General features: G+C 39.9%; 22 protein-coding genes and 1 rRNA gene. 16 read left to right on the top strand and 7 right to left on the bottom strand.

Annotated elements, in window-relative coordinates:
- Positions 1–70: 70 nt before the first annotated feature.
- From FAR12_RS20440 to FAR12_RS24215, 5 genes are all read right to left on the bottom strand, one after another.
- Complete coding sequence (locus FAR12_RS20440; RefSeq protein ID WP_246010463.1) at positions 71–1234, bottom strand: S-Ena type endospore appendage; 1164 nt, start codon at positions 1232–1234, stop codon at positions 71–73.
- 142 nt (positions 1235–1376) lie between these two features.
- A complete protein-coding gene (locus FAR12_RS20445) occupies positions 1377–2627 on the bottom strand; it encodes a YVTN family beta-propeller repeat protein (protein ID WP_126410623.1) in 1251 nt (416 codons plus the stop codon).
- Between the two features lie 115 nt (positions 2628–2742).
- Positions 2743–3996 carry a YVTN family beta-propeller repeat protein gene (locus FAR12_RS20450; RefSeq protein WP_246010464.1) on the bottom strand — a complete coding sequence of 418 codons (1254 nt, stop codon included), beginning with the start codon at positions 3994–3996 and terminating at the stop codon, positions 2743–2745.
- Between the two features lie 24 nt (positions 3997–4020).
- Entirely contained in the window at positions 4021–4353 is a 333-nt protein-coding gene (locus tag FAR12_RS20455) for an S-Ena type endospore appendage (RefSeq protein WP_126410624.1), read from the bottom strand.
- Between the two features lie 219 nt (positions 4354–4572).
- Complete coding sequence (locus tag FAR12_RS24215) at positions 4573–4848, bottom strand: S-Ena type endospore appendage (RefSeq protein ID WP_425456213.1); 276 nt, start codon at positions 4846–4848, stop codon at positions 4573–4575.
- Positions 4849–5374: 526 nt separating this feature from the next.
- Here FAR12_RS24215 and FAR12_RS20465 point away from each other — a divergent pair.
- The 13 genes from FAR12_RS20465 to FAR12_RS20525 all read left to right on the top strand — a co-directional run bounded on the left by FAR12_RS20465 (position 5375) and on the right by FAR12_RS20525 (position 23742).
- Positions 5375–7285, top strand: a complete 1911-nt coding sequence (locus tag FAR12_RS20465; RefSeq protein WP_126410626.1) for a PTS mannitol transporter subunit IICBA — start codon at positions 5375–5377, stop codon at positions 7283–7285.
- A 90-nt stretch (positions 7286–7375) separates the two neighbouring features.
- Positions 7376–9466, top strand: a complete 2091-nt coding sequence (locus FAR12_RS20470; protein ID WP_126410627.1) for a BglG family transcription antiterminator — start codon at positions 7376–7378, stop codon at positions 9464–9466.
- Between the two features lie 206 nt (positions 9467–9672).
- The gene (locus tag FAR12_RS20475; protein WP_126410628.1) at positions 9673–10815 is read left to right on the top strand and encodes a mannitol-1-phosphate 5-dehydrogenase; all 1143 of its coding nucleotides are present in this window, start codon (positions 9673–9675) and stop codon (positions 10813–10815) included.
- Between the two features lie 110 nt (positions 10816–10925).
- Positions 10926–11348: a MarR family winged helix-turn-helix transcriptional regulator gene (locus FAR12_RS20480; RefSeq protein ID WP_126410629.1), complete on the top strand. Its 423-nt coding sequence runs from the start codon at positions 10926–10928 to the stop codon at positions 11346–11348.
- Positions 11349–11371: 23 nt separating this feature from the next.
- Positions 11372–13135, top strand: a complete 1764-nt coding sequence (locus FAR12_RS20485; RefSeq protein WP_126410630.1) for an ABC transporter ATP-binding protein — start codon at positions 11372–11374, stop codon at positions 13133–13135.
- On the top strand, positions 13128–14972 hold the full coding sequence (locus tag FAR12_RS20490) for an ABC transporter ATP-binding protein (RefSeq protein WP_425456211.1): 1845 nt from the start codon (positions 13128–13130) through the stop codon (positions 14970–14972). Before FAR12_RS20485 ends, FAR12_RS20490 begins: the two co-directional genes overlap by 8 nt.
- A 263-nt stretch (positions 14973–15235) precedes the next feature.
- On the top strand, positions 15236–16093 hold the full coding sequence (gene licT, locus FAR12_RS20495) for a BglG family transcription antiterminator LicT (protein ID WP_126410631.1): 858 nt from the start codon (positions 15236–15238) through the stop codon (positions 16091–16093).
- A gap of 284 nt (positions 16094–16377) precedes the next feature.
- Positions 16378–18276 carry a beta-glucoside-specific PTS transporter subunit IIABC gene (locus tag FAR12_RS20500; RefSeq protein WP_126410632.1) on the top strand — a complete coding sequence of 633 codons (1899 nt, stop codon included), beginning with the start codon at positions 16378–16380 and terminating at the stop codon, positions 18274–18276.
- Between the two features lie 30 nt (positions 18277–18306).
- A complete protein-coding gene (locus FAR12_RS20505; protein ID WP_126410633.1) occupies positions 18307–19758 on the top strand; it encodes a 6-phospho-beta-glucosidase in 1452 nt (483 codons plus the stop codon).
- A gap of 1 nt (position 19759) precedes the next feature.
- Entirely contained in the window at positions 19760–21205 is a 1446-nt protein-coding gene (locus FAR12_RS20510) for a glycoside hydrolase family 1 protein (protein WP_126410634.1), read from the top strand.
- 120 nt (positions 21206–21325) lie between these two features.
- The gene (locus FAR12_RS20515; RefSeq protein WP_126410635.1) at positions 21326–21769 is read left to right on the top strand and encodes a YbaK family protein; all 444 of its coding nucleotides are present in this window, start codon (positions 21326–21328) and stop codon (positions 21767–21769) included.
- A 74-nt stretch (positions 21770–21843) separates the two neighbouring features.
- Complete coding sequence (gene cwlD, locus FAR12_RS20520) at positions 21844–22563, top strand: N-acetylmuramoyl-L-alanine amidase CwlD (protein WP_126410636.1); 720 nt, start codon at positions 21844–21846, stop codon at positions 22561–22563.
- Between the two features lie 126 nt (positions 22564–22689).
- On the top strand, positions 22690–23742 hold the full coding sequence (locus FAR12_RS20525) for an Mrp/NBP35 family ATP-binding protein (protein WP_126410637.1): 1053 nt from the start codon (positions 22690–22692) through the stop codon (positions 23740–23742).
- A gap of 61 nt (positions 23743–23803) precedes the next feature.
- On the opposite strand, the gene gerD is transcribed toward FAR12_RS20525, so the two are convergent.
- Positions 23804–24382 carry a spore germination lipoprotein GerD gene (gene gerD / locus FAR12_RS20530; RefSeq protein WP_126410638.1) on the bottom strand — a complete coding sequence of 193 codons (579 nt, stop codon included), beginning with the start codon at positions 24380–24382 and terminating at the stop codon, positions 23804–23806.
- A gap of 169 nt (positions 24383–24551) precedes the next feature.
- Between gerD and FAR12_RS20535 the strand changes: the two genes are divergently transcribed.
- Positions 24552–25166, top strand: coding sequence for a KinB-signaling pathway activation protein (locus tag FAR12_RS20535; RefSeq protein WP_126410639.1), 615 nt, complete (start codon positions 24552–24554; stop codon positions 25164–25166).
- Positions 25167–25175: 9 nt separating this feature from the next.
- Here the strand turns inward: FAR12_RS20535 and pdaB are convergent, their stop codons facing one another.
- Positions 25176–25928, bottom strand: a complete 753-nt coding sequence (gene pdaB / locus FAR12_RS20540; RefSeq protein ID WP_126410640.1) for a polysaccharide deacetylase family sporulation protein PdaB — start codon at positions 25926–25928, stop codon at positions 25176–25178.
- 131 nt (positions 25929–26059) lie between these two features.
- Here pdaB and FAR12_RS20545 point away from each other — a divergent pair, with 131 nt between their 5' ends.
- Both FAR12_RS20545 and FAR12_RS20550 read left to right on the top strand, forming a co-directional pair.
- Complete coding sequence (locus FAR12_RS20545) at positions 26060–26278, top strand: hypothetical protein (RefSeq protein WP_126410641.1); 219 nt, start codon at positions 26060–26062, stop codon at positions 26276–26278.
- Positions 26279–26568: 290 nt separating this feature from the next.
- Positions 26569–26680, top strand: a 16S ribosomal RNA gene (locus tag FAR12_RS20550); the annotation flags it as partial.

A 26680-nucleotide genomic window follows, 5' to 3' on the forward strand; every position in this document is an offset into this window, starting at 1 on the left:
TTGATTCAGTTAAATCGTATTTGAATTCACTAAATATAGATGCTTAAAGAGTTGTAGTGTTTCCCCTCTTTTAACCGGATACAATAGCAAGTCCAGCAGGAATATTTAAATCTCCCGCACCAAACTCTGTGACAAATTGGGGATCCATTGGATTGGTGATATCAAAAATATCTACATTATCGCCAATGTTTGCAACATATAAAGTTGTACCAGTTATTGCTATTTCCGTAGGGCGATCTAAGACACCAGCACCAAACTGTCCAATACGAACGGGTGCTTCAGGATTGGTAATATCATAAATTTCTATAGTGCTATCGTTAACATTTGTAACATAAAGAATATTCCCTGTAATCGCCAATCCGTTAGGTGTAACTAAATCACCAGCACCAAACTGTCCAACCCGTACAGGAGCAGCCGGGTTACTGATATCATATATTTCGATATTGTTATCGGCACTTGCTACATACAAGGTAGTCCCTGTAATCGCCATTCCGGTAGGTCCGACTAAATCTCCAGCACCAAATTCTCCGATCCGCACTGGAAGCATCGGATTTGCAATATTATAAATTTCAACATTACCACCGCCTTGATTGGATACGTAAAGGGTATCCCCTGTAATCTCGAATCCTTGAGGGGACATCACTTCTCCCGCACCGAACTCTCCGATCCGTACAGGAGCTGTTGGATTTGTTGTATCATAAATTTCTACAGTGCTATCGTCTTGATTTGCAACATACAGGGTAGTCCCGATCGTGATCAATTCATTAGGACCAGATAAATTTCCTCCATTAAATTCTCCGATTCGTACGGGATCTGAAGGATCAGCAATATCATAAATTTCTATATTGTTACTGCCAATGTTGGATACGTACAGGAACTGACCGACCGGAGGGGGTGCAGGCACATGGCCAAGATTACGAAAAAGCGTAATACAGTACGTTCCGCTATCTCCCGCGGCTGCTGTAATCGTAAATGAAGTGGGACGATTCACAGATGTGGAATCTGTATTGCCGGGATTAACATTTAACATAATCGTATCTGTGTTCGTTACATCTCCTTGAACCGTTCCAGTACTGGAAGCTGAGTTAAACAACTGAAACGTTCCTGCGATAAATGCTCCAGCAGAAGCGCTCCATACTTCCTCAGCTGCTAAAGGTCCGTTAAAGTTTCCGCAAAATTCCTCTTTTACGGTTGGGAATGAAGGGCAACACGCCCCGTTTTGTTTGAAGTTCATTTCTTTCCACCTCCTTAAATAAGACTTACTTAGGAAAAAAAGCCAAGGAATTTTATAAAAAAATCTTGGGGCTTGCTTGGTTTGATTCACTTCTTGGATTAAGCGCTTAGTAAATTCTTTAGCTAAAGAGTGGATCCAATTGTTATCCCTCAGTACATATTTGTACAAATGAGATTCCCCGCGGACCATTACCAACCGCAAATGTATCAATGACGGTATTAGTCGCGACGTCGATTACCGATACGCTATCAGAACCTTGATTTGTGACATAGGCAAGAGTTCCGTCAGGCGTGATGTCGACGCCTCTTGGAGAATCCCCAACTGGAACAGTCGCAATGACGGTATTAGTGGCAGTGTCGATCACGGTCACGCTATCACCGAGAACATTGGTGACATAAGCACGAGTCCCATTAGGCGTGATGGCTACCGCTTCAGGATCGCCTCCAGCCGGAAGGGTGGCTATTACTGTATTCGTTGCAATATCAAGAACAGTTACAGTGTTAGCCGTACCGTTCGGAATATAAGCACGAGTTCCATCCGGTGTAATCGCTATTTGTTGCGGATTAACTCCATCTGGTATTGTTGCGATGACGGTATTAGTGGCCGTGTTGATCACAGAAATACTGCTAGCTCCTTGATTTGCAACATAGACACGTGTTCCATCCGGTGTGATCGCCACTCCAAAAGGGGTGGTTCCTACTGGGATTGTCGCAATCACTGTGTTAGTCGCCGTATCAATGACAGATACAGTGCTAGCCTGCTCGTTTGAAACATAAGCACGAGTCCCGTCTGGAGTAAAGGCAACTTCGATTGGACCATTCCCAACTGGGATTGTCGCAATAACATTATTAGTCGCAGTATCGATGACGGTCACATTATCACTTCCGAAGTTTGTAACATAGGCAGTAGATCCATCTGGGGTAAATGCCACTTCATCAGGTATACTGCCAACCGGAATCGTAGCGACAACGGTATTGGTGGCGGTGTCGACGACCGAGACCGTATTATCGTTGCTATTAACTACATACGCAAAGACATTGCAAACGAGCGGAGGAGGAACGTTACAAAGATTTCGAAAGAGTGTGATGCAGTATGTCCCACTGTCACCTAGACTTGCGCTAATGGTAAATGAAGTCGGATTATTGACAGATTGTGAATCCGTATTTCCTGGTGCAGCGCTTAAAGTTATCGGTGGGATAGCATCCCCAGCAGCGGTCACAACTCCAGTACTGAAAGGGTCATTAAACAATTGAAATGTTCCTGAACGATAACTACCAGCTGTGGCACTCCATACTTCTGAGCCCTCTAGAGGACCATTAAAATTTCCACAAATGGTCTCCTGAACAATCGGACATGGTGGACAACAGGCTCCTTTGTGTTTTCTAAATTTCATTTTTCTCACCACCTTTAAAAAAAGTCCTATCGAAAAAAAGCCAAGGAGTTCTTTAGAAAGCCTTGGCACGCATTTGTTCTGATTTTCTTGTAGGATTAAGTGCCGGGCACTATTGTTATGCCTCACATACTTGTCCAATTGCGATTCCCCTCGGACCATTTTCGACGGGAATGGTAGCGATTACCGTATTTGTGTTTGTGTCAATTACTGATACTGTATCAGAACCTTCATTTGTGACATACACAAGTGAACCATCAGGTGTGATGTCAATACCTCTTGGAGTAGTTCCAACTGGGATCGTATCAATTACCGTATTTGTCAAAGTGTCGATCACAGACACATTGTTACTGTCAAAATTACTAACGTATGCACGTGTTCCATCCGGTGTAATGACTATTCCTTCAGGACTGCCACCAACTGGGATCGTATCAATCACTGTGTTGGTTGCGATATCAATGACCACAACCGTATCATTTAATTCAATTGTGTCATACGCACGTGTTCCATCTGGCGTAATTGCTATCATATTGGGAGCACCCGGAACGGGGATTGTTGCAATTACGGTATTTGTCGCGGTGTCAATCACTGAGACCGAACCAGATTGATTGTCAACATAGGCAAGAGTCCCATCTGGTGTAAAGTCAATTCCAAATGGTGTCGCGCCCACTGGAATAGTGGCAATCACCATGTTAGTTGCCGTATCAATGACAGATACAGTGCCAGCCTGCTCGTTTGAAACATAGGCACGAGTCCCATCTGGGGTAACTGCTACATCTATTGGAGCATTCCCAACTGGAATTGTAGCAATCACCATATTTGTCATAGTGTCGATCACCGATACGGAATCCCCCACGATATTTGTGATATAGACTAGAGTTCCATCTGGTGTAATGGCGGCCCCAAACGGCGCCGCGCCCACTGGGACTGTTGCGATTACCATATTTGTTGCAGTATCGATAACGGAAACGGTATTACTTCCACCATTCGTGACATACGCCAAGACATCACAAACGAGTGGAGGCGGGACGTTACAAAGACTTCGATAGAGTGTAATGCAGTATGTCCCGCTGTCACCTAGACTTGCGGTAATGGTAAATGAAGTCGGATTATTGACAGATTGTGAATCCGTATTTCCGGGTGCTGCGCTTAAAGTTATCGGTGGGGTAGCAGCTCCAGTAGCGGTCACAACTCCAGTACTGAAAGGGTCATTAAACAATTGAAATGTTCCTGAACGATAACTACCTGCTGTGGCACTCCATACTTCTGAACTGTCTAGAGGACCATTAAAATTTCCACAAATGGTCTCCTGAACAATCGGACATGGTGGACAACAGGCTCCTTTGTGTTTTTTCGATTTAATTTTATCCACCTCCTTAAAAGGAATTCCTTTCTTTTAAGCTAATACACGCTTGTACAATGTAATACAATATGTTCCGCTGTCCCCAGCAGCTGCAGTAATGGTAAATGAAGTTGGATTGTTCACGGATTGTGAATCTGTATTTCCTGGTGCCGCGCTTAAAGCAATTGCTGGAAGTGCCGCTCCTGCTGCAGTGACTGTTCCTGTGCTACCGGAAGAATTGAATAGTTGAAAAGTTCCAGCGATATAAGCTCCAGCTGGCGCACTCCATACTTCTTCAGCTGCTAATGCGCCGCTAAAATTTCCGCAAAAATCTTCTTGAAAAATTTCAGGAGCAGGACAACAACTACTTGAATCACAACAAGACATATAAACATTCTCCTTTCCTCTTATGTCGTAAAAAGATAGATGGCCACTAGCAACATTGGAGGGTTAAAACCGGGTTTTGGAGAGTAGAATATGTTCTATCTTTTCTATTACTAGCATATAAAAGAAGGTTAAAATGGAGTGTATACTTGTCCGACTTAACAAAAATATACTTTTTCATTACCTCGAGGTTGTGACAAATCAAAGGAGCCAAGAACTTCATCATACTGATTCTTTTGGACGCAAGGGTATCCTTTTGAAAAGCGTTATGCAGTAAGTGCCGTTAGTGCCTGAAGGGGCATTGATGGTGAATGAAGTTGGGTTAATCGCTACTCTAGAAATTGTAAAGCCTGGACTGACAGCAGGAAAAATAATAGTTGGAGTAGAATTGATAGACACATTTACATCGGCGATACTACTAGATGAATTAAAAACCTGAAACGTCCCTTGAATGTAATTATTCGAAGGAGCTTGCCAGACCATTTCCTCTCCATCCATGAAGTTCCCGCAAAACTCTTCTTTGATAATTGTATCGCCCTGTGAATGATCGTGATTGTGGTGAACATGATGTTTGTGATGATCGTGGTGATCGTGATGTTTGTGATGAGCATGATGATGGTGATCAAAATCGATTTTCTTGATTATGTTTAAAACACATAGTTCTTTTGGCCATAATGACCAGCATGACTTAATGAGCCTATGAATCATTACTTTACACCTCTTCTTTCTTGAACATGATTACCCTATTTTATGGGACGAGGAGTCATTTGGTGTCAGGCAAATTGGAAAAAAAGATAGAGTATTTACGAGGCCGAAATCTATTAAATAAAGGGATTTCATAGCATTAGTATATTTATGCAAAAAGGTCCTCTACCATTTTTGTAAATGAATACCTTCCTTGATTTTGAGATACACTACTTTTGTCTTTATCTATGCGACAAAAGTAGGTTTTAACTATGTTGATGGTGCTTTCTTTTTAGGTTACGATCGTAGTCGACTCAAAAATTAAAGGAGAGAGAGTAACATGTCTCAGTCTAATATAAAAGTGGCTGTACAGAAGTTTGGTAACTTCTTAAGTTCCATGGTAATGCCGAATATTTCAGCATTTATCGCTTGGGGATTAATTACAGCTTTATTCATACCTACTGGCTTTTGGCCAAATGAAAGCCTTGCCAACATGGTCGATCCAATGGTCAAATACCTATTACCAATCATTATCGGATACACTGGTGGTAAGCTTGTGCACGATCAGCGTGGAGCGGTTGTTGGTGCGATTGCCACAATGGGGGTTATCGCAGGTTCTGAAATCCCAATGTTCCTTGGCGCAATGGTTATGGGTCCACTTGGTGGATGGGTAATCAAAATGTTCGACAAATGGATCGAAGGAAAGGTTCGTGCAGGCTTCGAAATGCTTGTGAACAACTTCTCTGCCGGGATTCTTGGTGCAATCCTTGCAATTCTTTCGTTCTTAGGAATTGGTCCAGTTATTTCTGCTTTCACAGATTGGTTAGTGGCAGGTGTTGACTGGTTAGTTGGAACAGGACTTCTTCCATTAACAAGTATCTTAATCGAACCAGCGAAAGTATTGTTCTTAAATAATGCAATCAATCACGGTGTTCTTTCCCCAATTGGTGTAGAACAAGTTAAAGAAACTGGACAATCTATTTTGTTCCTTCTTGAAGCAAACCCAGGACCTGGTATTGGTGTCCTACTTGCATATATGTTCTTTGGCAAAGGGGCTGCAAAGAAATCAGCACCTGGTGCAGGAATCATTCACTTCTTTGGTGGTATTCATGAGATTTACTTCCCGTATATCCTAATGCGTCCACTACTTATTGTTGCAGTTATTCTTGGTGGAATGAGTGGTGTGTTCACATTAGTAATGCTAGGTGGCGGATTATTTGCTCCATCATCACCAGGAAGTATTCTTGCGATTACAGCAGTAACACCTCACCATGCAAGTGCATATATTGCTAACTTTGCTGGTGTTATCGTAGCTGGAGTTGTATCATTCATCGTTTCGTCATTTATCTTAAAAACTGGTAAGCAAGGCGAAGACGATCTAGAAGCTGCTGCTCAAAAAATGCAAGAAATGAAAGGCAAGAAAAGCTCAGTTGCAGGTGCTCTTACAGAGAACCAAGGAGCTATGCCTGATAATGTTTCAAAAATCATCTTTGCTTGTGATGCGGGAATGGGTTCAAGTGCAATGGGTGCATCCCTTCTTCGTAAAAAGGTAAAAGAAGCTGGAATCAATGTGAATGTAACAAACACATCTATCAGTAATCTTCCAGCTGATGCACAAATCGTTATTACGCAAGAAGAATTAACGCCAAGAGCGCGCAAACAAGTTCCAAATGCTTATCATATTTCAGTGGACAACTTCTTATCTAGTCCTGAGTACGATAACTTAATTAGCAAGCTACAATTCCCGGCTAACTCTGAACTTGAAGAAATCGTTGAGGATGCAGAAGAAGCGGGTACAGATAATGTGGAACAAGAAAATCATTCAGATGATTTACTTCGTCCGGAAAATGTCTTCATCAACAAAGAATTTGCTAATAAAGAAGAAGCTATCCGTTTTGCAGGTAGAGCATTAGTCGATGCAGGCTATGTCGATGAGAGCTATATTGAAGCCATGATTGAACGCGATAACATGACTTCTACTTATATGGGTAACGATGTTGCGATTCCGCATGGTACAGAAGATGCGAAGAAGGCAGTATTGAAATCAGGATTTACGGTTCTACAGATTCCAAATGGTGTTGATTTCGATGGTCAAAAGGTTCGTCTTGTTTTCGGTATCGCTGGAAAAGACGGCACACATCTAGAAATTCTATCTGGAATTGCGGTAACTTGCTCAGAAATGGAAAATATCGAAAAATTGGTAAGTGCAAAGACTGCACAAGAAATTATCGATATTCTTGGCAAGAAATAAATTATATGAATTGGCTGAATAGAAAAGCGTAGTATTGCGCTTTTCTTTTCCGTGTTTTTCGTTATTTTAATTAGGAACGAGTTGATGACTATGCATATTACCTCGAGGGAGAAAGCCATTATTGAACTGATTATTAAAACATCAGGAAAGCACACGGCTTTATCAATTGCGTCTTCTCTACATGTAAGTGCTAGGACAATTCAACGAGATTTAAAGTCAGTAGAAAAGATCCTGCAACAGTTTGAGCTGCGACTGACCCGCAACAAGAACCAAGGGCTAGTGATTGAAGGGAAGAATGAACAGATTTTTCGACTCATTCAGTATTTAGCCGGGAGTGAGTTAATTGATGAACCACTGCAGGAACGAAAGCTGCGTCTCTTGCTCGCCATCCTAGAAGAAGATTTGTACAAAACGCAAGTGCTATCAAGCCATCTTGGCATTAGTACAGCTACATTAGCTGCTTATCTCGATGATCTGACTGAATGGTTAAGCCATTTTCAATTGGAGCTTACGAGAAAAAGAGGAGTAGGCGTCGAGCTGAATGGGACTGAATCGAACAGACGAAGAGCACTCGTTCATTTTTTCCTACAATATTTTCATGAGGAATTAATTGAAAAGCTTTTTTTGTTGGAGCAAGGGAGACTAGCCGAAGAACAGATTTTGCACTATTTTAATGCAAGCCTTTTTTGGGAAGTGAACGCGCTTGTCAATGCAACTTTTCAAGGTGCACCTGGACGTCTTGCGGATAGTGGCTATTTAGAAATCGTATTACATATTTATATTACGCTTCAGCGAATTGAAGCTGATTTCTTTATCGAAGAGGATGCTTGCATCGCCGAGAGTGAAGTTGCTGCTGAGTTCGAGATTATGCAGACAATCGCTAAGGAGCTTGAACAGAAAACGGATGTTGAATTCTCAGAACATGATATTTTTTATTTGGCGCTCATTCTTAAAGGAACGAAGCTTCGTGGAGCTGAAGGGGTTCCTTATGACAGTATTGTTCTTGCACAAATGATCAAAAATATGATCCAGTCTGTGTCGGATCAAATACATGTGGATTTAACCCAGGACTTTTCTTTATTTCAAGGATTGCTTGCGCATATGGGACCATCCTTGTTCCGTATTAAGCAAAACATGGAGTCCTTTAATCCGCTTAAAGAGGAAATCATGCGGAAGTATCCGCTTTTGTTTATGGCGGTCAAGAATAGCGTGGAAATGGAATTCAATGATATAGACGATTTTCCTGATGACGAAATTGCCTTTATGGTTCTTCATTTTGGCTCTGCTCTTGTAATGCAGGAAGAGAATATGGCGATCAAAGCTTTGGTCATTTGTCCAACTGGAATTGGCACTTCGAAAATGCTCGCGAGCAGAATTAAGAAGGAAATCAGTGAAATTAGTTTGATTGATATTAAATCGATTAAGGAAATCACAGAGCGGGTCGACCTTAATGAGTATGACTTGATTCTGTCTACGGTCCGTTTGCCTTTTATGAATAGAGAATATGTATTGGTGAATCCCCTTTTGACTGAGGATAATATCACGACGATTAAAACATTCTTACAAAACCATATTGAATCGCTCACGAAACGCCAACGATATTTACAAACAACTTCTGCGCAACCTAGCGTGGATACACAAAATTTCGAGCTAAAAGATATGTTGCAAGAATTGAAGGATGTTCAGGAAAGCATTGAGGCAATTATTAAACATTTTCGTTACTATCGGATCGAAGAATGGGAAAGCCAAGAGGAAATTCTTGAAAAAATGCTCCGACGATCTGAAGAGGAACAGTTGCTAGAAGAACCAAAGGATGTTTTGCATTCCTTGAAGGAGAGGAGCAAGAAAGGCGGTCTTGGAATTCCGCAGACGAATATTGCTCTTTTTCATACAAGGAATGAGCATGTCCATCAGCTTATTTTCCAAATTGCTCATCTTCCAAACCCTTGTATTGTGAAAGGGATGGACGGAAATGATGTATGGATGAAGAACTTGCTGCTTATGCTCGCGCCCGCGGAATTAAGCCAGAGAGAACAGGAAATATTAAGCTTGATTAGTACGAGCATTATTGAAACGGATGAAGCGCTGCTTATATTCTCCTCAGCCAATGAGGAGTTAATATATAAAAGATTAGAATCGATTTTTGTGAAGTATCTGGAAAACAATTTTAAATTAAGATAGTTTTCCTAATGTTGATGTTAAAATCCTAATGCCGATTTTAACGTAGAGAAAACTAATTGGTGCTTCTTGATTTAGCTTCAAGCTCTTTTCTCATTTGTTTCAAGGTTAGAATCATTGAAAACATAGATGAATTTTTTGTTGCGGTTCCAAAAGAAACAAAAGCTAGAGAAAAGAGCCATAAATAAATAGATAAAGGAATGATTCGGATGAAAACAGCAGTACATTTTGGAGCAGGGAACATCGGAAGAGGATTTATTGGAGCTCTTTTTTCGCAGTCTGGATACCATGTAACCTTTGTGGACATTGCGGATGCAATCATTGATCAATTAAATGCGGAAAAGCAGTATCAAGTGAAGTTGGCAACAGATGCAAAAGAATCAGTAACGATTGAAAATGTTTCTGGATTAAATAATTTGAAACAAGAACAAGAAGTAATCGATGCGGTTAAGGATGCTGCCTTTTTAACAACAGCAATTGGACCAAACATTCTTCCGCGAATTGCACCGTTAATCGCAAAAGGGTTAACCGCTAGAGTAGAAGCAAACAATGAAAAGCTATATGTGATTGCTTGTGAAAACCAAATTTCTGCTACAGACCTTTTAAAAGGCTATATCATGGAGCATCTTGATGAGCAAACAAAAGAAAAAGTACTAGCTCAAGTGGCATTCTTGAATTCTGCCGTTGACCGTATTGTGCCAATTCAAAATAACGAAGGTTCTCTCGATGTTCTTGTTGAGCCATACTATGAGTGGGTTGTGGAAACAACTGAAGAAATTCCACATATCGAAGGAATGACAATTGTTCCTGAATTAGCTCCATTCATTGAAAGAAAGCTATTTACTGTTAACACTGGGCATGCTGTGATTGCATACTTCGGTTACCTTGCAGGTAAGGAAACAATCGACCAAACATTAGCAGACGAAGAAATCTACAAGCAGGTAAAAGCTACTCTTGGTGAGACTGGTGCTTACTTAATTAACGAATACAAGCTAGATCCAGCAGAACATCAAAAATACATTGATAAAATCATTGGTCGTTTCGAAAATGCTCATCTAAATGACGGTGTGACACGTGTAGGTCGTTCTCCACTTCGTAAGCTTGGTCATGAAGACAGATTGGTACGCCCAGCTTTACAAGCGCAAAAGGCAGGTCTTTCTTATACAAACCTAGCGAAAGCAATTGCTGCAGCATTGCTATTTGACTTCTCTGGAGATGAAGATGCTGTTAAGCTTCAAGAAATGATTAAAGCAAATGGTGTCGTTCAAACACTTCAAGAAGTATCTGGTTTAGAGGCATCAAATGAGTTAACAAAAGAAGTTGTTGCTCAATACGAAGCATTAAAAAAATAATGGATTGTGAAGACTGTCGGGAATTTTCTCGGCGGTCTTTTTTCTTTTGACATTGTAGGGAATGAGGAGTATATTGTCTAATAGTGTTAGATAAATTCAGGAGGAGTGTTATGGATTCCAAGGAGTTAGCGTTTGAACTACTTCTTACTATGAAGAACACCTTCAAAATGCCGATTCATGAGAAAATTGGAGGTATCTCCCAAGGAGAGATGAGGATATTGGGGCATATTATGTTTCGTGGTGAAGGTGTCACAGCGGGTGAACTAAGTGAGAAATTAGGTTTCACGACCCCACGTGTTGCTAGTGCTCTAAATAGCTTATCAAAAAAAGGGTATATTGAACGTAGTCGTAATCCAGATGACAAGAGAATTGTGATCGTGAAAGTGACTGACGCCGGAAAAGATTTTTTGATCAAGCGTCGGCAAGAAGTAGTGGGTATGACAGAACAAATGCTAGAGAAATTAGGCGAGAAAGATGCAAAAGAACTAATTCGAATTTTAAAACGAATAAATGAAATTACAAATCAAGAATAGAGCCTTAAGGAAGGGGTAAAAGAATGCTGAAAATTTTTAAGCATCTTCAGAAACAAGAATGGATGCTCATATTCTGTAGTTTGATCTTCATCGTGGCCCAAGTGTGGCTCGATTTGAAGTTACCTGAATATATGGAAGAGATCACGATTCTCGTACAGACTGAAGGCAGCAACATGAGTGATATTCTTCTAAATGGTGTATACATGATTTTGTGTGCGATTGGTAGTTTGGTAACAGCCGTTATCGTCGGTTACTTTGCAGCCAAAGTGGCAGCGGGATTTTCTGTTCGCATACGCGGAAAGGTATTTGAGAAGACGTTATCTTTTTCGATGGAAGAAATCAATGGTTTCTCCACACCTAGTTTGATTACACGTTCGACAAATGATATTACGCAAATCCAATTGCTGATTGCGATTGGTCTACAGGCACTTGTGAAGGCGCCGATTCTTGCTGTATGGGCGATTTTAAAAATCATGGGGAAGAGCTGGCAGTGGACGGCTACGACAGGAATTGCCGTGCTATTACTGATTTTGATGCTCTCTTTAATCGTGATTTTCGCCTTACCGAAGTTTAAAGTCATTCAGACTTTGACTGATAATTTGAATCGTGTAACAAGAGAGAACCTCACAGGGATTCGTGTTGTACGTGCCTATAATGCTGTTGACTTCCAAGAAACTAAATTTGAAGAGGCAAATAACAACCTGACAAAAACGAACCTGTTCACGAACAGAATGATGGCAATTATGCAACCGGGTATGGGTCTGATTATGTCAGGGATGAGTCTGGCGATTTATTGGATTGGTGCCTATCTCATTAATGGCGCCGCTTTACCAGATAGATTGCCATTGTTCTCAGATATGGTCGTGTTCATGTCTTATGCGATGCAGGTTATTATGGCATTCATGATGCTCTCATTCGTATTTATTATGCTCCCTCGTGCTTCTGTTTCTGCGAAGCGTATTAATGAAGTGTTAGATACCGAAACAAAGATTATTGATGGGGATAAAACAGAAGGAAAGACAGGTATTTCTGGAGAAGTTGAATTCCGCAATGTTAGCTTCAAGTACCCAGATGCGGCAGATTATATCCTTCATAACGTTAGCTTTAAGGCCGGAAAGGGAGAAACAGTGGCCTTTATCGGTTCAACCGGAAGTGGAAAAAGTACTTTAATCAACCTGATTCCACGATTTTACGATGCGACAGAAGGAGAAGTGTTGGTTGATGGGATCAATGTAAAAGAATATACGCAAGAAGCGTTACACGATAAGCTTGGGTATGTGTCACAGAAAGCTGTGTTGTTTTCTGGTACTGTCTCTTCCAATGTTGTCTATGGAGAGAATGGGAAAGTAGAAGTCGATGAAGCAACCGTCAAGAAAGCTGTTGAAATCGCACAGGGTACTGACTTTGTAGAAAAAATGGAAAACCAATATGAGGCAACGATTGCTCAGGGAGGTACCAATATTTCTGGAGGTCAGAAACAAAGATTATCGATTGCTCGAGCTGTGTACAAACGGCCAGAAATTTATTTATTTGATGATTCTTTTTCAGCGCTTGATTATAAAACAGATAAAGTCTTGCGAGCAGCTTTGAAAAAGGAAATTAATGATGCGACTAATCTAATCGTGGCTCAGCGTATTGGGACAATTAAGGATGCAGATCGAATTGTCGTGCTAGACGAAGGTGCGGTTGTTGGCATCGGTACACATGATGAACTGATGAAGACTTGTAGTGTGTATCAAGAAATTGCTTATTCCCAGTTATCAAAGGAGGAGCTTGAAATTGGCTAAAAAAGAAAAAGAGATTCCTCTAAATCAAAAAGAAGAGCGTGACCCGGGTCCTGGTCTGGGTGGTCCGATGGGCCCTGGTGGAGGCAAAGCGAAAAATTTTAAAGAAACGATGAAAAAATTAATCGCCTATTGTAAATCCTATGTGCCGCTGATTATTTTAGCATTGGTGTTGGGGATGGCGGGAGCTATTCTCAATATTCTTGGACCAGAATATCTTAGCCAGATCACTGATATTATTATCGAAGGTATCATGACAGAGATTGATCTGGAGGCTGTTGTTGATGTAGCTATTTTCCTAGCGATATTGTATGGGATAGGCGTTGTCTTCAATTTTGCTCAAGGTTATATTATGGCAACAATTACGCAACGAGTAGCAAAAAATTTACGTACGGATATTTCAACGAAGATTAATCGCTTGCCACTTAAATACTTTGACAAGACGAGCTACGGCGATATTTTAAGTCGAGTTACAAACGATGTTGATTTGATTGGTCAAACGATGAATCAGAGTTTAGGAACACTTGTTGGTTCGATTACGATGTTCCTTGGATCACTGATTATGATGTTTTACACGAACTGGATTATGGCCCTTGCTGCCATCGCTTCGACAATTGTTGGTTTTGTCTTAATGGGCTCCATTATCTCAAAATCACAGAAATATTTTGTTCAACAGCAGCAACATCTTGGGAAACTCAATGGACATATTGAAGAGATCTATACTGGCCATAATGTAGTCAAGGTCTATAACGGAGAGAAGGAAGCGAAGCACGTATTCCATGACGTCAATACGAAATTGTATGATAGCGCATGGAAGTCTCAGTTTATGTCAGGGCTGATGATGCCGCTTATGATGTTTGTTGGGAATTTCGGCTATGTAGTGGTTTCTATTGTTGGAGCGGTACTTGCTCATAATGGTTCCATTTCATTTGGTGTTATTGTCGCCTTTATGGTGTACATTCGCTTGTTTACTCAGCCGCTTGCCCAGATTGCACAGGCAGCAACTGGACTACAATCCACTGCTGCTGCAAGCGAACGTGTCTTTGAATTTCTTGCTGAGGAAGAGCTACAAGATGAAAGTGATAAGCATGAAAGACTTGAAACGGCAAAAGGTAATGTCGAATTTAGAAATGTCCGCTTCGGCTACAGTGACGATAAGTTAGTCATTAATAACTTCTCGGCAACAGCGAAAGCGGGGCAAAAAGTGGCCATTGTTGGTCCAACTGGTGCAGGGAAGACGACATTGGTTAACCTGCTCATGCGCTTCTATGAAATTAACGATGGTGAAATCTTGATTGATGGAGTACCAATTCGAAACCTCACTCGCGAAAATATTCATGATCTTTTCTGTATGGTTCTTCAGGATACATGGTTGTTTGAAGGGACGATTCGTGAAAACATTGTCTTTTCTAAAAAGGGAGTGACCGATGAAGAGGTAGAGGCAGCATGTAAAGCGGTTGGTCTACACCATTTTATTAAAACATTGCCAAAAGGTTATGATACCGTTCTTGATGACAAAGCGAATCTTTCTGCTGGTCAAAAACAGTTGATCACGATTGCGCGCGCTGTAGTCGAAAATGCACCGTTGCTTATTTTGGATGAAGCAACAAGCTCGGTTGATACCCGTACTGAAGTGTTGATTCAGCAGGCAATGGATAAGCTAACAGTCGGCAAGACGTCCTTTGTCATTGCCCACAGGTTATCCACAATTAGAAATGCCGACTTAATCCTTGTGATGAAAGATGGAGATATTGTGGAAAGTGGCAATCACGAAGAACTACTTTCACAAAATGGTTTCTATGCCGAACTTTATAACAGTCAGTTTGAGGATGCTTCGTAATAAATTGATCCCCTGCACTTTAGTGTGGGGGATTTTTTCTATGTAAAAAGAACTATGCTTGACAACCCCAAATCTTGGTGAAATAATGTTAGTAACCGTTTTCAACTTAATGAATTGGATTGTTACTGTTCGGCAGGCAAAACCTAATTTTGTGGGAGGGTATCCAGTGGGTATTCTTTTGTCAATTTTAGGTTTTTTTTAATAATTTCAGGGTTAACTCCTGTGTTTACGCTTTTCTAAAGGGGAGTAGAGGAGAGTTGGATATGGAAATCAGAAAGATACTAAACAATAATGTGGTAGTGACGAATAACGTCGATAACCAGGAAATTGTTGTAATGGGAAAGGGACTGGCATTTCAGAAACGAGTAGGCGAAACGATTGATACTTCGAAAATCGAGAAGACGTTTGTGTTGGAGACCCATGGAATTGCTGAGAAGTTAGCAAAGTTGTTAACAGATACTTCTGAGCTGTATTTGGGTATCTCCTCAAAAATTATCCAATATGCACAGTCTGCTCTTCCTTATAAATTGGATGAGTACCTATATGTCGCTTTAACGGATCACTTAAGCTTTGCGATTAGTAGGTATAAGCAAGGGATTCATCTAAAAAATGCTCTTCTTTGGGAAATTCGTAAGTATTATAAAGAGGAATTCCAGGTAGCTTTAAAGGCGTTAGAAATTATTGAAAAAGACACAGGTGTGATGCTTGGTGAGGATGAGGCTGCATCTCTAGCTTTGCATTTAGTTAATAGTCAGCTCTCTGGAGAAAATATGGCAGCAGCTATTCAAATCACTGAGATAGTTAATACGATTTTGAATATCGTGAAATACCATTTTAAAATGGAACTAGATGAGAGTTCTGTCAATTACGAACGATTCTTAACTCATCTGCGGTTCTTTGCGATTCGCTTTATTCGCAATGAGAAGCATGAGGATGGCGCAGACATTTTTCTTTATGAGCAAATCCAGCAGAAGTATGAAGAAGCTTTTGTATGTACGAAAAAAATCACTATATATCTGAAGAACAGTTTCAATTGGAATCTGACAAAGGATGAGGAAATTTATCTAACTGTGCATATTCATAGGGTCACAGCACGGCACCAATTAAATCAGAAAAATTGAAAATATTTTTATAATGAAAGCGTTGACATCTTGGGGATACGATGATATCTTTTAGGTACAAACTTAATAACTTAAAAGGAATGTTACCTTTTTGGGCATAACCTGAATTGATTTGAAATGCACTATTCGTGTGTTCAAATCGGTTCAGGTTTTTTTATTAAAAAAATGACCAAATTAGCCATCTCTTTTCTCGCTAAGGCCTTATAACTTTTATTCAAAATTAGCAAAATCACAGTGTGAAAAGAGTAACTATAAAAAAATAAAAATGAAAGCAGGGGTCAATGATGAAATACGAGCAATTAGCCAAAGACATTATTTCCAATGTTGGCGGAAAAGAGAACGTTAACAGTGTTGTCCATTGTATTACACGCTTACGATTTAAGCTAAAGGATGAAAGTAAGGCAAATACGGATGTATTAAAAAATATGGATGGTGTTGTAACCGTTATGAAAAGTGGCGGTCAATACCAAGTCGTTATCGGGAACCATGTACCTGATGTGTACAAAGCAGTTGTTGAAACTGGTGGATTCCAGTCTTCAGCTCCAGTAGCAGAAGATGATGGCAAAAAGCAGAACCCATTCAATCAATTTATTGATATTATCGCTGCAATATTTACACCAATTTTAGGTGTATTAGCGGCAACAGGGATGATTAAAGGTTTCAATGCGTTATTTGTAGCCTTAGGTTGGCTTTCGGATACTTCTGGAACTTATCAAATTTTAAATGCGATTGGTGATTCTTTATTCTATTACCTTCCTATTTTCTTAGGGTATACAGCGATTAAAAAATTCGGCGGTAGTCCATTTGTCGGGATGGCGATTGGAGCGGCCTTGGTTTATCCAACTTTATCCGGATTAACAGCAGGCGAACCACTTTACACACTTTTTGCAGGAACATTGTTTGAGTCTCCTGTTCATATTACTTTCTTAGGCATTCCAGTTATCTTAATGACGTACTCATCGTCAGTTATTCCAGTTATCATTGCTGCTTATTTTGGTGCAAAAGTTGAAAATTGGTTAAAGACAGTGATTCCAGATGTTGTAAAGACATTCCTTGTTCCATTCTTAGCATTATTGATTACACTTCCAGTTACATTTATCGTGATTGGTCCGGTTGCCACATGGGCAGGGCAGCTGTTAGGAACGGCTACTACAGGCATTTATAACTTAAGCCCAATTATTGCAGGTATTTTCTTAGGAGCATTTTGGCAAGTATTCGTTATCTTTGGTCTACATTGGGGTCTTATCCCGGTTGCGATTAATAACCTTACTACCCTTGGTGCAGACCCGATTTTAGCGATGATTTTCGCGGCTTCATTTGCACAAACAGGTGCTGTTCTAGGAGTTTGGTTAAAAACAAAGCAAAAGAAATTAAAGTCTTTGAGTATTCCAGCTTTTATTTCCGGTATTTTCGGTGTAACTGAGCCAGCGATTTACGGAATTACACTACCTTTGAAAAAACCTTTCATCATTAGCTGTATTGCAGCCGCTGTTGGTGGAGCAATCTTAGCGATGTTCGGTACGATGGGTTACATGATTGGTGGTCTAGGCATTTTCGGAATTCCATCTTATATTCATCCTGAAACAGGCATTGGCGCAGGCTTCTGGGGCTCTATCATCGCGATAGTTGTCGCATTCTTATTAGGATTCATCCTTACTTACTTATTCGGAGTAGGAAAAGAAAAAACAACTTCTGAAACAACACCGATTGAAGCAAAAAAATCTGAAGTAAAAGTTGAAAATGTAGTCGTAGCTAGTCCATTACAAGGTACATTGATGAATCTAAGTGATATTGAGGATGCAGCGTTTGCCTCTGGTGCTCTAGGAAAAGGCGTGGCAATCGAACCTACAGAAGGAAAATTATTTTCACCTGTAACGGGTATGGTATCCGCTTTGTTCCCAACGAATCATGCGATTGGAATTACAACAGAAGAAGGAACAGAAATTCTCATTCATGTCGGTTTAGATACTGTCCAACTTAATGGGCAATACTTCACAGCCCATACTGAGCAGGGAGCTCGCGTTGAAAAAGGACAATTACTGATTGAATTTGATATCGAGAAGATTAAGGAATCTGGATTTGCGGTTACTACACCGGTAGTCATCACAAACCAAGGAGACTTTCAATTAGAGACAACACCGCAAAAGCAATTGAATGTAGGAGACCTACTCATTCAGGCATAAAAAGAAATAGAGTGAAAGGAGTTTTCAAAAATGGCAAAGACGAAATTTCCAGAAGGTTTTTTATGGGGTGGCGCACTGGCTGCTAATCAGGTAGAAGGGGCTTATCTAGAAGGTGGCAAGGGATTGACTACTGTCGATTTACTCCCAACTGGTGAAAAACGCTTCGAACTTATGCTAGGAAAAGTAGACTCGTTGCGGCCTGTGGAAGGGTTCTTTTATCCTTCCCACGAAGCAATTGATTTTTACCATACTTATAAGGAGGACATCGCGTTATTTGCTGAAATGGGCTTCAAAGCACTCCGTGTTTCTGTTTCGTGGGCAAGAATTTTTCCTAATGGAAATGATGAGCAACCAAATGAAGAGGGCCTCCAATTTTACGACGATTTATTCGATGAGCTATTAAAATATGGGATTGAACCAGTTGTGACGATTGCTCATTTTGATGTTCCGGTCCACCTGGTAGAGCAATATGGTAGTTGGAGAAGTCGCGAGCTTGTGAAGTTTTTTGAAAAATATGCGACGACTCTTTTCGAAAGATACAAAGAAAAAGTGAAGTACTGGATGACATTTAATGAGATAAATATGCTTCTCCACTTACCATTTGTCGGTGCCGGATTAGTGTTTAAACAAGGGGAAGATCAAAATCAAATTAAATACCAGGCTGCTCATCATCAGCTTGTGGCTAGTAGCCTAGCAGTAAAAGCGTGCCATGAGATTATCCCAGATGCAAAAATCGGTTGTATGTTAGCAGCTGGTTCCACTTATCCGTACACTTGCAATCCTGAGGATATTTATAGCGCGATGGAAAAAGATCGGGAATCCTTCTTCTTTATCGATGTACAATCCCGTGGTGAATATCCAGGTTACGCAAAGCGCTTCTTCAGAGATCACAATCTGAACATTCAAATGGAGCCTGAGGACGAAGAACTTTTAAAGAATCACACCGTTGATTATATTGGCTTCAGTTATTATGCAAGTCGTGTCACAAGTACAGATCCAGAAGTGTTAAAACAGATGACAGGTGGTAACGTATTTGGTTCTGTTGAAAATCCTTATCTGGAAAAATCCGAATGGGGCTGGACAATTGATCCGAAAGGCTTTCGGATTACAGCGAATCAGCTATATGATCGTTATCAAAAACCTTTATTCGTTGTGGAAAACGGACTTGGGGCTGTTGATGAAGTGACGCCTGAAGGGGAAGTCATCGATGATTACCGAATTGACTATTTAGCAAAGCATGTTGCAGAAATGGCTGAAGCAATCGAAGATGGTGTTGAAATACTCGGGTATACAAGCTGGGGACCAATCGACATTGTGAGTGCGTCTACTGGTGAAATGAAAAAACGCTACGGTTATATCTATGTTGATAAAGATAATGAAGGAAACGGAACACTTAAGCGGTTGAGAAAGAAAAGTTTCCATTGGTATAAGCAAGTGATTCAGTCAAATGGTGCCAACTTAGAAAACGAAGGAGGAAAATAACATGACAGAAACTAACAAACGATTTCCAGAAGGCTTTCTTTGGGGAGGAGCAACAGCTGCGAACCAAATGGAAGGTGGATTCCATGAGGGAAACAAAGGTTTAAATATTGCAGATGTTCTTCCTGGTGGAAAAGAACGACTAAAAGTACTTTCTGAACCTGGCTTTAATTTTGAAATTGATCATTCAAAATATACGTATCCTAATCATGAGGGAATTGATTTTTACCATCGCTACAAAGAAGATATCGCGTTATTTGCTGAAATGGGCTTTAAGGCATTCAGATTATCCATTGCATGGACACGAATTTTCCCTAATGGGGATGAGCTTGAGCCAAATGAAGAAGGATTAGCGTTTTATGACCGCGTATTTGATGAACTACACAAGTATAATATCGAGCCTGTCGTAACGATTTCTCACTATGAGATGCCACTTAATTTAGTAAAAGAATATGGAGGATGGAGAAGTCGTGAAGTGGTGACTTTCTTTGAACGCTATGTAAATGCGATATTTAATCGATATAAAGACAAAGTGAAATACTGGATGACCTTTAATGAAATTAACAGCGGTTTGATGATGCCAATTATGGGCTTAGGATTTTCAATTCAAAAAGAAGAAGATAAATACCAGCCAACCTTCCAAGCATTCCATCATCAATTCGTAGCGAGCAGCATTGCGGTTAAGGCTTGTCATGAAATCATTCCAGATGCCAAAATCGGATGTATGATTATTTTCGCACCGGTTTATGCTTTCGATAGTAATCCAGAAAACCAATTATATGCTCTTCAAGAAGAACGCTTATTTAACTATTTCTGTGCGGATGTTCAAGTTCGTGGAGAATATTCACCATTTATCAAACGTTATTTTGAGCAGCATAACATTGATTTAAAGATCGAAGAAGGCGACTTGGAGCTTTTAAAAGAAAATACAGTCGATTATATTGGCTTTAGCTACTATATGTCCCGTACAGAAAAGAAGCACAAGACCGATGAGGATAAAGCGCATGGCAATATTCTATCTGGAATCAAAAATCCGTTCTTAAACGCAAGTGATTGGGGATGGGAAATTGATCCGGCTGGACTAAGGGTTTCGTTAAACAAGTTATATGATCGCTATGGAGTACCGCTCTTTGTGGTAGAAAACGGCCTAGGGGCGTATGACAAAATAGAGGAAGACGGTTCTATCCAAGATGATAATCGCATTGATTATTTGCGCGAACATATCGCAGCTATGCGAGATGCGATCAATGAAGATGGAGTAGAAATGATGGGTTACACAAGTTGGGGTTGTATTGACTTAGTGAGCGCATCAACAGGTGAAATGTCCAAACGTTACGGCTACATTTATGTTGATAAGCACGATGATGGTAGTGGAACCTTAGACCGTAAGAAGAAAAAATCATTCTTCTGGTACAAGGACGTTATCGCAACGAATGGAGAAAATTTATAAGATTGATCCCCTGCACTTTAGTGTGGGGGATTTTTTCTATACAATAAAAATTTGGCAGGCGCTGTTTTGGTATGTCTCCTTTCATGTCGATAAAGACTATTGAAAAGGGGTGAGCAATCAGTGAATGTGGTTACAACCTTTAATGAAAAAAGAAGAGAAAAACAACTTAAATATGAAAAGTCAGTGTTAAAGGAAATTTCTTTAAAGAATTTGAAGGAAAGAGTTACGCAATATTTTGGCTCATCTGATTTAACGTCAACTCTTCTTCTACAGTCTGGAATTGAAGAGGCTTGTTACGACGTTGCGATAGAATCTTATTTGTTGGGCGCTCATTTTAGCCGTTTCGGGTATTACGGTGAGTCAGCCCAAGAGGTGAAGAAACGATGCCGCAAAGAAGAAAAGCATTTAGCTGATACGCTTTATAACTTTTTGCTCTATTGGGGCAAAGGATCGGAAGCGGTATACAGCGAAACGCTCTATTATTTATGTGAACAGTATGTCGAAAGCTGGTGGATGGAAGGCTTTCGTACTGGAGAAAGACGACATAAGCTAAGGTTACATTAAAATTGTTCTAATCATCCTTCTTGTCCCATATATTGAAATGAAAAAGGACGAGCAGGAAGGACTGATTAGGGCAAATGAGTAAGAGATTAAAAATAGGGGCATTCCTTGTAGGGCTCACGTTGTTAATTTTTATTTTACAATATGATTTTCAAGAAGATGACTCGATTAAACCGTGGAATTTGCCTTTGTCAGGACAGATTATTCTTTTGGACCCAGGACACGGGGGACCGGACGGTGGCGCTGAAGGTGGAGATGCAATTGAGAAGGATATCGCTTTGAACATCTCCTTTAAACTTCGAGATTATCTACAACAACAAGGAGCCCTCGTCATGATGACAAGGGAAGAAGATACGGATTTGGCGGATGAAGATACGAAAGGGCTAAGTAGAAGAAAGACCGAGGATTTAAGAAGAAGATTGCAAATGATTAATGAATCGGAAGCGGATTTCTATGTAAGCATTCATCTTAATGCCATTCCTTCCCCAAAATGGAGCGGAGCGCAAACGTTCTATGCTGGTCACCTTACTGAAAATGCTCGAGCAGCAAAATTCATTCAAGATGAACTTCGAATTAATCTTGAAAATACAACAAGAAGAGCGAAGCCAATTAATCAAGTGTACATTTTGAAATATGCTGAAAAGCCTGGGGTTCTAGTTGAAGTGGGATTCCTATCGAATCCTGCGGAACGAGAGAATCTAAAGTCCGATGATTATCAGGATAAGGTAGCAGCTTCGGTCTACAAAGGAATCCTCCGTTATTATTCCCAAGAAGAAGAACTTGTCGAACCTGAGTAGGAAGGTGTATGTGCACCTTTCTTTTATTTTGAAAAAAGCTTTTTAGGTGTGATGGATTTAACAGCTTTACCCTAGTGAAATATGATATACTGATTTTGGAAACGAATACAAGAAGGGGTGTCACAGATGTTAACGGAAGCAAAAGTTGTTGAGATTCTTAACGGAATAAAGGAACCTTTTTTACATAAAACGTTAGAGGAATTAAATGCAGTCGAAGAAATTAAGATTAAAGAAGAAAAGAATCACGTAAGTGTCAAAATCGCGATTGCTAAAACGGGTACTTCTGAGCAGCTTCAATTGCAGCAACAAGTGGTTGCTTTATTGAAGGAGGCTGGTGCAGAAACAGTGGGAATTCGATTCGCACAGCTTCCAGAGGAAGTGTTGGCACAGCATCGTACTGTAGAAGAAGAGGATTCTGCAGGTCTCTTGTCTCCGAATAGCAAAACTACCTTCATCGCCATTGCTAGTGGAAAAGGCGGCGTGGGAAAATCAACAGTTTCTGTGAACTTAGCAGTATCCTTAGCAAGACAAGGGAAAAAAGTAGGCTTAGTGGATGCAGATATCTATGGCTTCAGTGTTCCGGATATGATGGGGATCACAAAACGTCCTGTTGTTAGAGGGGAAAAAATCATCCCTGTAGAACGATTTGGTGTACAAGTTATTTCTATGGGCTTCTTTGTTGAAGATAATGCACCGATTATTTGGCGAGGACCAATGCTTGGAAAAATGTTGAACAGCTTCTTCAATGAAGTTGAATGGTCCGATCTCGATTATCTACTATTAGACTTGCCGCCAGGAACAGGTGACGTCGCCCTAGATGTACACTCTATGCTTCCTACTTGTAAGGAAATCATCGTAACAACTCCGCATCCAACTGCAGCATTTGTTGCGGCTCGTGCAGGAGCGATGGCATTAAGAACAGAGCATGAAATCCTTGGTGTTATTGAGAACATGGCCTATTTTGAAAGCAAGTTAACTGGCGAAAAAGAGTATGTCTTTGGCCAAGGTGGAGGAGAAAAGCTTGCTGAAGAACTAAGAACGGAAGTCTTAGGTCAGTTACCACTAGGCCAACCTGACTGGAACGAAGACGATTTTGCTCCATCTATCTATCAGGAAGATCACAAATTGGGTAAGATTTACGGTGATATTGCGAAAAAGGTTATTGAAAAATTAGGATAATATAGTTGCGCCGTGCGCTCGTTATAAAAATGAGGATGTCCACTTGGGCATCCTCATTTACTTATTTATCTTCTTCTTTCTTCTCTTCACCCTTGGCTTGTTCTGTTGCTGCCTTCAATAAAATATCTTCTATTTTAGCTTTATAGAGTGGGCTTTCAAAGGTTTCTGTCATGACGGATTGGATTTCTTTGCGATACTCATTGCTTTTTAATAAGGTTGTAACCTCTTTTGTTAATTCGGGATCCTTCATAAGCCCAATCATCATGGCTCTATATTCCGGATCTTTCATTAGATTTTTTATAAGCGCCTCTTGTTCTTTTTGCATCCCTTTGGCCATAGCTTCTGCAAATTTTGGGTCTTCGAATTGTTTTTTCCAAAAATCTGCCCCTTTTTCAGAGGTCAGTGTCTTTTCTATTGTATCGGTGACAACAGTTTGATCCATCACAAGCTTTTCCTTCATCCCGTCATCTGCCATGATTTCTTGAAGAGCCTTTTTTCCATCGTCAGTTTTTAAAATATCGACAACCATCTTTTTCGTTTCTTCATAGTCCAACTCTCGACTAGCAGCGTCCGATTGAGCACAGCCAGTAAGGGCAAATGCAAGTAAAAGAATGAGGAGCAGATTTCGTTTATTCCTCATAGTAAAGCTCCTTTCAAAAAATGCTAAGAGTAGACAACATTTAAACCTTTCTACCCTTAGGATGAAGAAATTCGACAATTTTTATGCGTTTTCATCGAATGCCTAGATTTTTCAAACTTTGGTTGGTACAATCGAATAGGGAATCTAGAATCTTGGAGGAAAAGAAAACGTGAAAAGCCGTTATATTGTTCAATTATTTTTTTCCACATTGCTTGTGGGTGGGCTTGTAACTGGAATTCTAGGATTTATTGTCCGTTGGGATGAATTTCAAGTGTATTTTACGGATTTTGACATCCTTAAAATATTATCAACCTTATTTTGGTTATTTGGTGTCGGTCTTATTTTTAGCTTGGTGAGTCAAATGGGCTTTTTCGCTTACTTAACGGTTCATCGATTTGGTCTCGGAATCTTTAAAGGGGTTAAATTATGGAATGCTGTTCAAATTGTTTTAATCCTTTTTGTGTTATTTGATCTCGTCTATTTCCGCTATAAAGCGTTTGAAGGGAACATAACCCCGTATTTCGTTGATACATTGTTCTTACTTTTAGTTGCCCTAATTGTTGCGTATGTAAAAGCGAAGCAAACGAACAGAGAAGCCTTCATTCCAGCAGTTTTCTTCATGGTCGTTGTAACTGTGATTGAATGGATGCCTGTTTTAAGAGTTAATGAACATAGTTGGCTCTACTTAATGCTTTTCCCATTATTAATATGCAACGCTTATCAGTTATTAATTCTACATAAATTAAATCAAAAATCAGCGCAAGAAAAGAAGCCTTCCAAGTAATGGAGGGCTTTATTTAATTTCCTTTGAACTGGCGTCTGCATTGGCAATCATTTCTGAAATGGTTACAAAGGTTAATCCTTTCTTATTTAAGTCCTTAATAATATCGGGGAGTGCTTCTGCTGTTTGTTTTGCTGAATCGGAAGCATGAAGAAGAATAATATCTCCTTTCTTGGCAGAAGAGACATTCTTCACAATGGTATCCGCACCTGGATTGGTCCAATCGTTTGAATTTAAGCTCCAATGCACGAGTGTAAGTCCAAGTCGATCAGCAACCTTCAAGGTTTTTTGGTCAAAATGTCCTGTAGGAGCACGTACCAACTTAATGTTTTTGACGTTCAGCTTTTTAAAAGCCTCCAATGCTTTTGCAATATCCTTACGAACTTCTTTTTCTTCCACTTCGGTATAGTCCACATAGTTATAGCCGAGAATTCCGACTTCATATCCATCCTTGATAATTCGTTCAACCAATGTAGGATGTCTTTCGGCCCAAGCTCCAGATAAGAAGAAAGTAGCGGCTGTAACTTTTTCTTTCTGTAAGAGGTCTAAAATTGGTTCAGCTTTTTCATCTCCCCATCCAATATTAAAGGTCAGGGCTACGTTTCGTTCTCCTTTATAAACGGCCTTTGGTTCATCCTTATCCGAGAAGGTAGGAATATGAATGTAGTTTTCTAAATACAAAAACCATGCTGTAAAAAAAGCGGCGATTATGACTAGAAAGAATTGTTTAACGGTTTTTCCATTCAATACATAAAAAAAGTTCACTATGATCACCTCGTCCAATACACTCCTTGTCTCATAGGTATGCTGATTTCGGAAAAATATGTTAGGGCGGTCATAAAAATAATCAAATTGGAAAACACTACAATAACCATTAATATTTAGGAGTGGTTGATGTGCTAGGAATGCTAATTAATGATAAAGAACTTAAAGAAATTCAATACCTAATCAAAAGAGAGATGGATGAAATCCTTTTTGACTTAGATGATGAAAGAATTGATCATATCGTCAAAAGAGCAATGGAAGAGCGCTACAAAATCCTATTCACGTTATTTAAAAGGGTTGCTCCAACAGAGGAATGTTTACTTTATTTGCGTACTTCAAAAAGTCTTTAAAAAAGTTGTTGACATTTATATTGTTATACTGATATATTAATAAATGTCGCTGAGGACAGCTTACATAAAACGAAAAAAAGTTTTAAAAAAGTTGTTGACTTATGAATTCTTAATATGTTATATTGAGAAGGTCGCTTCTGAGCGATAGAGAAAAAAGTTTTCACAAAAGAAAACGAAATAATGATATTTTTCCTAGTAGAAAAAATCATAATTGTACTTTGAAAACTAAACAAATCATACGTCAACGTTAGTTTTATTTTAAGTTTTATTTAAGAGCTAATTCTTACTCTTTATTGGAGAGTTTGATCCTGGCTCAGGACGAACGCTGGCGGCGTGCCTAATACATGCAAGTCGAGCGGATCTGAGGGAGCTTGCTCCCAAAGATTAGCGGCGGACGGGTGA

Origin of the sequence: Bacillus yapensis (assembly GCF_005280205.1) — a bacterium.
Classification (GTDB): domain Bacteria; phylum Bacillota; class Bacilli; order Bacillales; family Cytobacillaceae; genus Robertmurraya; species Robertmurraya yapensis.

What these genes read in the sequence shown, in the direction of transcription:
- FAR12_RS20440 (WP_246010463.1), bottom strand. Translation starts at nt 1,234, where the DNA reads ATGAACTTCAAACAAAACGGGGCGTGTTGCCCTTCATTCCCAACCGTA.
- FAR12_RS20445 (WP_126410623.1), bottom strand. Translation starts at nt 2,627, where the DNA reads ATGAAATTTAGAAAACACAAAGGAGCCTGTTGTCCACCATGTCCGATT.
- FAR12_RS20455 (WP_126410624.1), bottom strand. Translation starts at nt 4,353, where the DNA reads ATGTCTTGTTGTGATTCAAGTAGTTGTTGTCCTGCTCCTGAAATTTTT.
- FAR12_RS24215 (WP_425456213.1), bottom strand. Translation starts at nt 4,848, where the DNA reads ATGGATGGAGAGGAAATGGTCTGGCAAGCTCCTTCGAATAATTACATT.
- FAR12_RS20465 (WP_126410626.1), top strand. Translation starts at nt 5,375, where the DNA reads ATGTCTCAGTCTAATATAAAAGTGGCTGTACAGAAGTTTGGTAACTTC.
- FAR12_RS20470 (WP_126410627.1), top strand. Translation starts at nt 7,376, where the DNA reads ATGCATATTACCTCGAGGGAGAAAGCCATTATTGAACTGATTATTAAA.
- FAR12_RS20475 (WP_126410628.1), top strand. Translation starts at nt 9,673, where the DNA reads ATGAAAACAGCAGTACATTTTGGAGCAGGGAACATCGGAAGAGGATTT.
- FAR12_RS20480 (WP_126410629.1), top strand. Translation starts at nt 10,926, where the DNA reads ATGGATTCCAAGGAGTTAGCGTTTGAACTACTTCTTACTATGAAGAAC.
- FAR12_RS20485 (WP_126410630.1), top strand. Translation starts at nt 11,372, where the DNA reads ATGCTGAAAATTTTTAAGCATCTTCAGAAACAAGAATGGATGCTCATA.
- licT (WP_126410631.1), top strand. Translation starts at nt 15,236, where the DNA reads ATGGAAATCAGAAAGATACTAAACAATAATGTGGTAGTGACGAATAAC.
- FAR12_RS20500 (WP_126410632.1), top strand. Translation starts at nt 16,378, where the DNA reads ATGAAATACGAGCAATTAGCCAAAGACATTATTTCCAATGTTGGCGGA.
- FAR12_RS20505 (WP_126410633.1), top strand. Translation starts at nt 18,307, where the DNA reads ATGGCAAAGACGAAATTTCCAGAAGGTTTTTTATGGGGTGGCGCACTG.
- FAR12_RS20510 (WP_126410634.1), top strand. Translation starts at nt 19,760, where the DNA reads ATGACAGAAACTAACAAACGATTTCCAGAAGGCTTTCTTTGGGGAGGA.
- cwlD (WP_126410636.1), top strand. Translation starts at nt 21,844, where the DNA reads ATGAGTAAGAGATTAAAAATAGGGGCATTCCTTGTAGGGCTCACGTTG.
- FAR12_RS20525 (WP_126410637.1), top strand. Translation starts at nt 22,690, where the DNA reads ATGTTAACGGAAGCAAAAGTTGTTGAGATTCTTAACGGAATAAAGGAA.
- gerD (WP_126410638.1), bottom strand. Translation starts at nt 24,382, where the DNA reads ATGAGGAATAAACGAAATCTGCTCCTCATTCTTTTACTTGCATTTGCC.